Origin of the sequence: Sulfobacillus harzensis (genome assembly GCF_012933365.1) — a bacterium.
In the GTDB taxonomy this organism is placed as follows: domain Bacteria; phylum Bacillota; class Sulfobacillia; order Sulfobacillales; family Sulfobacillaceae; genus Sulfobacillus_B; species Sulfobacillus_B harzensis.
This window is the reverse complement of record NZ_JABBVZ010000131.1, coordinates 1-8095: the sequence shown is the minus strand read 5'-3', so window position 1 is coordinate 8095 and position 8095 is coordinate 1. Positions and strand designations below refer to the sequence as shown.

Genomic DNA, 8095 nt, shown 5'->3' with positions numbered 1-8095 from the left:
GCAGAATTTTCTGTGAAATAGACAGTAGAGTGAAACACCGAGTCGGCGCGCATTGCTCCCCAAAGCTGGGACGCGGGGTTTCTACAATGGCACGAAAATGGCCCTAGCGGATCTAGTAACGCTGGTTCCGACCTATCCCAAGCCCGTTGTGGCCCCAAACCCGGGTCCGCGGCTTGATTGTGGGGGTTTACCCGTGTCGCGCCCCATGTGTTAACCCAATCTTAACACCACGATCCTTGAAATATCACAAGGCCTTCTTATGATAAGCACATCACCATATCGCGATGGGATTATGCGACGTAGGTGACAGACATTTTGACATCCTTATTACAGGAGGGGCTTTTATCCATATGGACACGCAATCATCGTCATCCACCGTGCGCGATCACGTGCTGCAGCCGCTGGAAGAGGCGGGCCTTTCGGGGTTTCATTGGCGGACCTGGCTCACGGCGGGTATGGGATTTTTTACGGATGCCTATGATCTCTTTATTATCGGCGTCGTGACATCGCTGTTAACGCCGCTGTGGCACCTGACGACCTTGGATCTGATGTTGTTGAACAGCACCGCCCTCTTTGCGGCCGTGCTGGGCGCGTTGATCTTTGGACGCCTGATGGATCGCCTCGGACGCAAAACGGTCTATGGCATTGAAGCGATGCTCCTGACGGGTGGCGCGATCCTCTCCGCCTTCGCGCCCAACGTCTGGCTGTTGCTGGTCTTTCGGTTCATTGTGGGCATTGGCGTCGGGGGCGACTACCCCATGAGCGGCATCATCATGAGCGAATACTCGAACCGCAAGCGCCGGGGCTTCTTGGTCAATGCGGTGTTTGCCATGCAGGGATTCGGCTTGTTGGTCGGCCCGGCGGTCGCCGCGGCCTTGTTGGCCAGTGGCGTGCCGGACGCGACCGCGTGGCGGCTGATGTTGGGGCTCGGGGCGATTCCGGCCGGGGTGGTCATTTGGCTACGGCGCTCGATTGCGGAGACCCCGCACTTTATGCTCGGGGCGCGGGGGGATGCGGCGGGGGCTGCTCAGGTGGTGGGCACATTGACCGCCAAAACCGTGGCTGCCGCGACCGAATCCGTGAAGCCGCTGGCGAATTCCGCGCGGGTCTTGTTCACCAATCGGCGGTTTCTCCTGACGTTGATCGGGACCGCGTTTTCCTGGATGTTCCTGGACATGGCCTTTTACGGCAACAGCGTCTCCTCGTCGCTCATCATGAAAACGTTGTCGCCGACCGGCTCCTTGCTCACGCATACCCTCACCTCCATGGTCATCTTCCTCGTCGCGGCCGTGCCGGGGTACTGGATCTCGGCCTTGACCATTGATCGCTTGGGTCGAAAATTCATCCAGGTCATGGGCTTTGCGGTGATGGCGGTGGCGTATGGAATCTTGTGGCTGGCGCCCGGTATTGCGCAGCAGACCACGGAGTTTTTGCTGGTGTATGGCGTGAGCTACCTCTTTATCGAATTCGGCCCGAACAGTACGACGTTTGTGTTTCCCTCCGAGGTTTTTCCGGTGACGGTGCGGGGCTTGGGATTCGGCATCTCCGCGTCGGCGGGGAAATTCGGTGCCGCCATTGCCGCGTTCCTGTTTCCGGTCTTGCTCGTCCGGTTGCAGCTGTCGGGGACGATGGGACTCTTAGCCGGCATTTCGGCCTTGGGCGTGGTGTTAACGCTGTTGGCCCTGCGTGAGTCCAAAGGCCTTACGCTGCGGGAGGCCTCGCAGGAAGCCCTCTTGGAGGCCCCAGCGGCCGACGACGGGACCCTCGCTCAGGGGAATTAAGCGGCTGGCGTCGCTCATAGCCGCTGTAGCAGGAGGGAAATGCGGATGATCCAGACGCCGGAACCAAAGAAAGCCGACCGCTCGCCCGAGCGCTCTCGGGTCATCCCGTTCCCGACCCTGCGGCAGCGTCGCCGCCACTGGGTGCTGGCGATGACGATGGTGCCGGTCGGTCTTGGCGGTCTGGACGCCGGCTGGCACTGCGTCCAGGCCGCCCCGGTCTGGTGGTGGCAAGGCATTCTGGCGGTGCTGTGGCTCGGGCTGCTCGGCATTGTGGGCGCGGTCTATCATCTGCTGTGGCACGCAGGCGACGACACCCCCCACCCGTCGGACCGCCGCTAATCGTCGCCGCACAAAAAATTCGGCGGGACTGGTCATTTTCTCGATATAAGCATATCATGATGTCATGATGGAGGTGAGGGGCATGTTCGCCGATTGGGCGGAGCGGTTTCGGGTCTTAGGCGATGCCACCCGTCTCAGGATTTTGAGTTTACTGACGGTGCGCGATGCCTGCGTCTGCGAATTGGTCGAGCTGTTGCCCGTGAGCCAGCCGGCGGTCTCGCAGCACTTGCGCCGGTTGAAGGAGACGGGCTTGGTGACGGAGTATCGGCAGAAGGCCTGGACGTATTACCGTCTTCGCACCGATGTGCCGCCGGCCCTGGCGGCGTGTTTGGCGGCGTTGCCTGTGGACGCCGAAGACGCCGCCTGGCTCCACCGCCATCATGTCGGGTTGTCGTGTGCGGTGATGGATCCGTCATCTCCAGCATTGGGGGCGGCGGACCTCGTGCCAACCAAGGAGGAGATGTCATGGAAACGAAAGTGAAGGAACTGATCGCCATCGGCGCGGCCGTGGCCAGTGGATGTGAGCCCTGTCTGAGAACGCATGTGGACCGGGCGCGGACGGCTGGGGCCGATGCGCGCGAGATCGACACCGCGGTCCATGTTGCGCGGGCGGTGCGTCTGCAAGCGGTGACCGGATTTGACGACGCTGCCGGTCGGGTCTTACGGGGCGAGCCGATCCCGGTCATGGCCACGGACAGCGGCTGTGGTTGCGGCCCCGGATGTCAGTGCTAGGAGGGGATGGGGAATGCGCGTCGAGATTTTTGACCCGGAACTGTGCTGCACGAGCGGCGTGTGCGGATCCGCGCCCGATCCGACCCTGATTCGGGTCGAGGAGATGCTGGAACAATTGAAGGCGGAGGGCGCCACCGTGGCGCGCTACCAAATGAGTCGGCAGGCGACGGCGTTTACCGAAAACCCGACCGTGTACCGGACCCTGTTAGAGTCGGGGACGGCGGCCCTGCCCATCACCGCCATTGATGGGGTGGTGCAGTTCGTCGGGCGGTATCCGACCTACGCCGAGCTTCACGGGACCCGGGCGTCGTCAGGACGGGAGGCGTAACCGATGGGCTATTGGTTCTTTTCCGGCAAAGGCGGGGTGGGAAAGACCTCCCTCGCCTCCGCCACGGCGGTGGCGCTGGCCGCGGCCGGGCAGCGCATCCTCTTGGTGACGACCGATCCGGCGTCCAATTTGGCGGACGTGTTTCAGCAGGCGATTGGGCCGGCACCCCGGGCGATTACCGGGGTGCCGGGCCTGATGGCGCAAGAAATTGATGCGGAGGCCGCCGCGGCCGCCTATCGGCAACAGGCGTTGGAACCCCTGCGCGGCATCTTGCCGGACGCCATGCTGGCCACCGTAGAGGAGCAAATGAGCGGGCCGTGTACGGTCGAAGTGGCGGGTTTTGACGAATTCGTGCACTGCATGCTGGCGACCGATTATGACGGGGTCGTGTTTGACACGGCGCCGACGGGGCATACTTTGCGGCTGTTGGCCTTGCCGGCCGCCTGGTCCGCGCACATTACGGACGCCAGTCAAGGCTCCGGGCAGACCTGCCTGGGGCCGGTGGACCAGTTGCGCACGTCCCAGGCGCAATATGACAGGGCTCTCCAGGCGCTGCAGGATCCCGCCCGGACGACGTTTGTCTTGGTGACCCAACCCGAGCGGGCGGCGGTCGCGGAGACACTCCGGGCCGCGGACGAACTGCGGGCGTTGGGGTTGGTGGAACCCCAAATGGTGGTCAATGGCGTCATCCCGCGGGAGGCCGCCGATCACCCGTTTTTTGCCGCCCGCCAGGCGATGCAGGAGGCGGCTATCGCATCCTTGGAACAGGCGTGGGGCCGTCCGGCCCGCCGCATTCCGTTGCAGGCGGGCGAGGTGACGGGGTTAGCGGCCTTGCGCGATTTGGGAAGGTGGGTGATGGCGGATGTCCCCAGTGCCCGCTAAGGGGTCCCGGCAGCGCATCTTTCTCGCGGGCAAGGGCGGCGTCGGGAAAACCACCCTGGCGACGGCGGTGGCCGTGGGGCAGGCCCACGCGGGGCGAAAGACCCTGCTGTTGACCACCGATCCCGCGGCCCACACCGGGCTCGTCTTGGGCACGGCGGTCGGGGAGGATCCGGTGGCGGTCCCCGGGGTGCCCCGCCTCGACGTCGCCCGCATCGACCCCGCCGAGGCCACCGCCCGATACCAGGCGGATATCCTGCGCGACGCCGAGACACGCTACGCGCCGGAGACGGTCGCCCGCTTGCGCGAGGAGCTGAATTCCCCGTGCACCGAAGAAGTCGCCGTCTTCCGCCGGTTCTTATGGGCCCTCCTGACGGAGGCGTATGAGACCGTGGTGTTTGATACGGCGCCGACCGGCCATACGGTGCGGCTCCTCAGCCTGCCGCTCAGCTACCAGCAGCAGTTGCAGGCGAAAGCCGCCGGGATGGAGGAGAGCCGCGCGGTCGACGACGCCGAAGCGGCCACGATGGCGCAGGCGTTGGCCGTGCTGCGCGACCCCCACCAGACAATCTGGGCGTGGGTGGTCTACCCGGAAGCGACGCCCATCCGGGAAGCGCAGCGCGGCGCCGCCGAAATGGACGCCCTCGGCGTTCCCCCGGGGTGGGTGTTCGTCAACCAAGTGTTGCCGGAAGCGGCGTGTGTCCATCCGTTGTTTCGGCAACGCTATGTCATGCAGCAAGGCTACCTGGACGGCTTAAGCGACCAGTTCCCCGGCGCGGTCCAGATGCCCGTGCCGCTCTTGGCGACCGACGTGGTCGGTTTGGCGGCGGTGGACGAGCTGTTGGCGGCCATGCCGCCAGGCGTGGCAATGGGGGCCCATTAAGGGCCCCACGATATCACAGGAGGGATCGTACGATGGCGAACCTGGCGATTGTGCTGTTGTCCGGCCAGGACAACCCCAGCCGCGCGAGTGCTGGCTTGCATGTGGCGAAGCGGATTTACGACGCGCGGGTGGAGAACGGCATTGATGCGGTGGAAGTCTTTTTGTTTACGGAGGGTCTGAAGGTGCTGGGCGAGACCGACAGCGACCTCCGCCAGCTCATCCAAGATCTCGTGGATGCCGGGATTCTCGTGGGCGGGTGTACCAATCAACTCAACAGTTGGAACTTGGCCGATCAGGCCAAATCGGCCGGGGTCCGCGCGGAATTCGCCCGCGACGCCTTTTCGCGCTATGCCCGGGACGGGTATACCGTCCTGACGTTTTAACATGGCCGCGCCCGAGAGCCCGGCCCAGACCGGCGATAACGCGGTGGCCTGGTATTGGCCGGAGTGGGCCGCCGCAGCCGATCTCCCCACCGTTCGCGTGCGCGACACGGAATCGAGTCATGGGCGCTACGCGCGGGAGATCAAGACCATCCTCGTGAAGGACCTGGTGAAATTTCATGGGCATGCCTGCGACGGCTTATTCCGGGGGGGGCTCGCTCTCTCCTTCGCGCTGGATGCCCTGTTTCCGGAGGGGATCGTAGACCGCACGGATTTGCGGGTGCTGTCGCGCAATAGTCCCTGTCTGGGCGACGTGGCCGCGTATCTCACCGGCGGCCGAGTCCGCTTCAAGACCCAGGACGTGCGCGACGAGCCCGGCGTGTGGTTTGTGGTCCAGCGCATCACCACGGGCGAGACGGTCCGGGTGACCGAAAACCCCGGCGTCTATCCCGCGCACCTGGCCGCCGAAGAAAGCCGGCTGGTGGCGGCCGGCACCGCCGCGCCGGAGGCCCTGGATGCCTTGCAGGCGGCGCAGTGGGAGTGGGTGCGCACGGTGCTGCTCACCACGCCGACGGATACGCTGTATACCGTGACGTCGGACCCCGACTTTGTCTGGGAGCCGGTTCCGTATGATCATGCGGGCCCGCGGACCGACGTGCTCTTTCGTGACATTCCGCGCGAGGGGTAAATGCGAGCAGGGGGGCACCGCCCTGCCCGCCCTGCCCGCTATGTGCGAGGGGCGTGGGGGGCTTTGGGATCCCGACTTCCTGCGGGTTATCTCCGCATGCTAATATCCAAATGCAAAGAGGAGGGTGTCACCATGTACGAGGAGTGGGCCGAACGGTGGCGGGCACTGGGGGATCCGACGCGATTGCACATTCTGCGCCTCTTGAGCGTGCGGGATGCCTGCGTGTGTGAGTTGGTGGAGCTGTTGCCCATCAGCCAATCGGCGGTGTCGCAGCACCTCCGCAAGCTCAAGTATGCGGGGTTCGTCCGGGATTACCGCGAGAAGTCGTGGATTTTTTATGCGCTGCGCGCCGACATGCCCCCCGCTGTGACCAGTGTACTGCAGGGGCTGTCGATTCCGGAGGACGAGGTCACGTGGCTGCGGAGTCACCAAGTGGGGGCCGCGTGCGCCATCCCCGTGGCGGCTCCGGTGGAGGATGTCGTGGGGGCCTCGGAATGATGGTGTTGCGACGCCGCAGGCCGCGGATGGCGGAGGAGACTCGGGCATGGCGGTAGGATTAGCCGTCGGGCTATTTCTCGTGGTTCTTGTGCTCATTATTGCCCAACCGCGGGGTCTCTCGATTGGATGGACCGCGCTGGGTGGGGCGATCGTGGCCCTCCTGCTGGGGATTGTCTCGTGGACCAACGTCGGCACGGTGGTGGGGATTGTCTGGGATGCCACCCTCACCTTTGTCGCGGTGATCCTCATTTCGCTCATTCTCGATGCCGTGGGCTTCTTTGAGTGGTCCGCCCTGCACATGATTCGCGTCGCCCGCGGGCATGGCCTGCGCTTGTTTCTGCTCTTGGGTGTCCTGGGAGCGCTGGTGGCCATGCTGTTTGCGAATGATGGGGCGGCCCTCATCCTCACGCCGATTGTGTATGAACAAGCGAAAGCGCTCAAACTGGATCCCAAGGCGACCGTGGCCCTGATCATGGCCAGCGGCTTTATTGCGGATACCACGTCGTTGCCACTGGTGGTCTCCAACCTGGTCAATATCGTCTCGGCCGGCTATTTCCATTTGGGATTCGGATCGTATGCCCTCCGCATGGTGCCGGTAGACCTGGTGGCGTTGGGGGCGAGTCTGGGGGTGTTGTACCTCTTTTATCGTCGCTCCATACCGGCTTCGGTGACGACGGCCGACCTGCGATCGCCGGCGTCGGCCATTAAGGACCCCCGGGTCTTTCGGGCGGTGTGGGTCGTGTTGGGCCTGTTGCTTGTCGGCTATTTCGCAAGCCAGTTTCTGCAGTGGCCGGTGGCGATTTTTGCGGGGGCGGCGGCGGTGGGTTTATTGGTCATCGCCCACCGGAGCCCGGTGGTCCCCATCCCGTCGTTGGTGAAAAATGCCCCCTGGAAAATCGTCGTGTTTTCGATCGGCATGTATGTCGTGGTCTTTGGTTTGCGGAACGTGGGGCTCACCCATCTGTTGGGCACGGTGTTGACAGCCCTGGGGACCCATGGCGCCGTCGCCGGCATTGTGGGCACGGGGGTCGTGGCGGCCGCGCTCTCCTCGGTGATGAACAATATGCCGACCGTGCTGATCAATGCCTTGGCGATCCATGACGCGGCGGTGGGACCGACCCTGCACACGGCCATGGCGTATGCGAACGTGGTGGGCTGTGACTTGGGGCCCAAGTTCACCCCCATTGGCTCGCTGGCCACGCTCCTCTGGCTGCACGTGTTAGAGCAGCGCGGGGTGCGCATTACCTGGGGCTATTACATGCGGGTGGGCGTGACGCTCACCATTCCGGTGCTCTTGGTCACGTTGATAGCGCTTTGGGGCTGGTCTGCCGTCATTGGATAGGAGGGATGTCTCATGCAAACCTATGCGGTGGCCGTGCGACGAAACAATGCCCAGCACGTCGTGGCGACGACCCGGGATTTTTCCCTGACGTTGGGGGCGCGGCGGGGCGACGCCACCGCCGGGTGCAATCCGGTCGAAATGCTGTTGTCGGCCTATCACGGCCATGGCCATTCAGCTGACCGGGGTGCGCCACGATCAGCCGCCCCAATTGGTCTCGGTGACCTATCCATGGACGGTCCAGACCG

General features: G+C 64.1%; 11 protein-coding genes and 1 pseudogene. All 12 read left to right on the top strand.

Translation table 11 applies throughout. From position 1 onward, the window contains the following. Positions 1-350: 350 nt before the first annotated feature. Complete coding sequence (locus HIJ39_RS20255) at positions 351-1781, top strand: MFS transporter (protein WP_169102858.1); 1431 nt, start codon at positions 351-353, stop codon at positions 1779-1781. Between the two features lie 45 nt (positions 1782-1826). Then, a complete protein-coding gene (locus tag HIJ39_RS20250) occupies positions 1827-2120 on the top strand; it encodes a hypothetical protein (protein ID WP_169102857.1) in 294 nt (97 codons plus the stop codon). 82 nt (positions 2121-2202) lie between these two features. Then, positions 2203-2601, top strand: coding sequence for an ArsR/SmtB family transcription factor (locus tag HIJ39_RS20245; protein WP_207711813.1), 399 nt, complete (start codon positions 2203-2205; stop codon positions 2599-2601). Next, positions 2586-2852, top strand: a complete 267-nt coding sequence (locus tag HIJ39_RS23815) for a carboxymuconolactone decarboxylase family protein (protein WP_207711812.1) — start codon at positions 2586-2588, stop codon at positions 2850-2852. The genes HIJ39_RS20245 and HIJ39_RS23815 overlap by 16 nt, the downstream gene beginning before the upstream one ends. Positions 2853-2865: 13 nt before the next feature. Continuing rightward, positions 2866-3180, top strand: a complete 315-nt coding sequence (gene arsD / locus HIJ39_RS20240) for an arsenite efflux transporter metallochaperone ArsD (protein WP_169102856.1) — start codon at positions 2866-2868, stop codon at positions 3178-3180. A gap of 3 nt (positions 3181-3183) precedes the next feature. After that, positions 3184-4062: a TRC40/GET3/ArsA family transport-energizing ATPase gene (locus HIJ39_RS20235; protein ID WP_084662156.1), complete on the top strand. Its 879-nt coding sequence runs from the start codon at positions 3184-3186 to the stop codon at positions 4060-4062. Then, a complete protein-coding gene (locus tag HIJ39_RS20230; RefSeq protein WP_169102855.1) occupies positions 4043-4942 on the top strand; it encodes an ArsA family ATPase in 900 nt (299 codons plus the stop codon). Before HIJ39_RS20235 ends, HIJ39_RS20230 begins: the two co-directional genes overlap by 20 nt. 32 nt (positions 4943-4974) lie before the next feature. Next, positions 4975-5325, top strand: a complete 351-nt coding sequence (locus HIJ39_RS20225; protein WP_169102854.1) for a hypothetical protein — start codon at positions 4975-4977, stop codon at positions 5323-5325. Between the two features lies 1 nt (position 5326). Beyond that, positions 5327-6010 carry a formylmethanofuran dehydrogenase subunit E family protein gene (locus HIJ39_RS20220; protein ID WP_169102853.1) on the top strand — a complete coding sequence of 228 codons (684 nt, stop codon included), beginning with the start codon at positions 5327-5329 and terminating at the stop codon, positions 6008-6010. A 132-nt stretch (positions 6011-6142) separates the two neighbouring features. Further along, positions 6143-6508: an ArsR/SmtB family transcription factor gene (locus HIJ39_RS20215; RefSeq protein ID WP_169102852.1), complete on the top strand. Its 366-nt coding sequence runs from the start codon at positions 6143-6145 to the stop codon at positions 6506-6508. A 46-nt stretch (positions 6509-6554) separates the two neighbouring features. Next, on the top strand, positions 6555-7850 hold the full coding sequence (locus HIJ39_RS20210; protein WP_169102851.1) for an arsenic transporter: 1296 nt from the start codon (positions 6555-6557) through the stop codon (positions 7848-7850). A gap of 12 nt (positions 7851-7862) precedes the next feature. Further along, positions 7863-8095: pseudogene (locus HIJ39_RS20205) on the top strand (hypothetical protein); the annotation flags it as partial.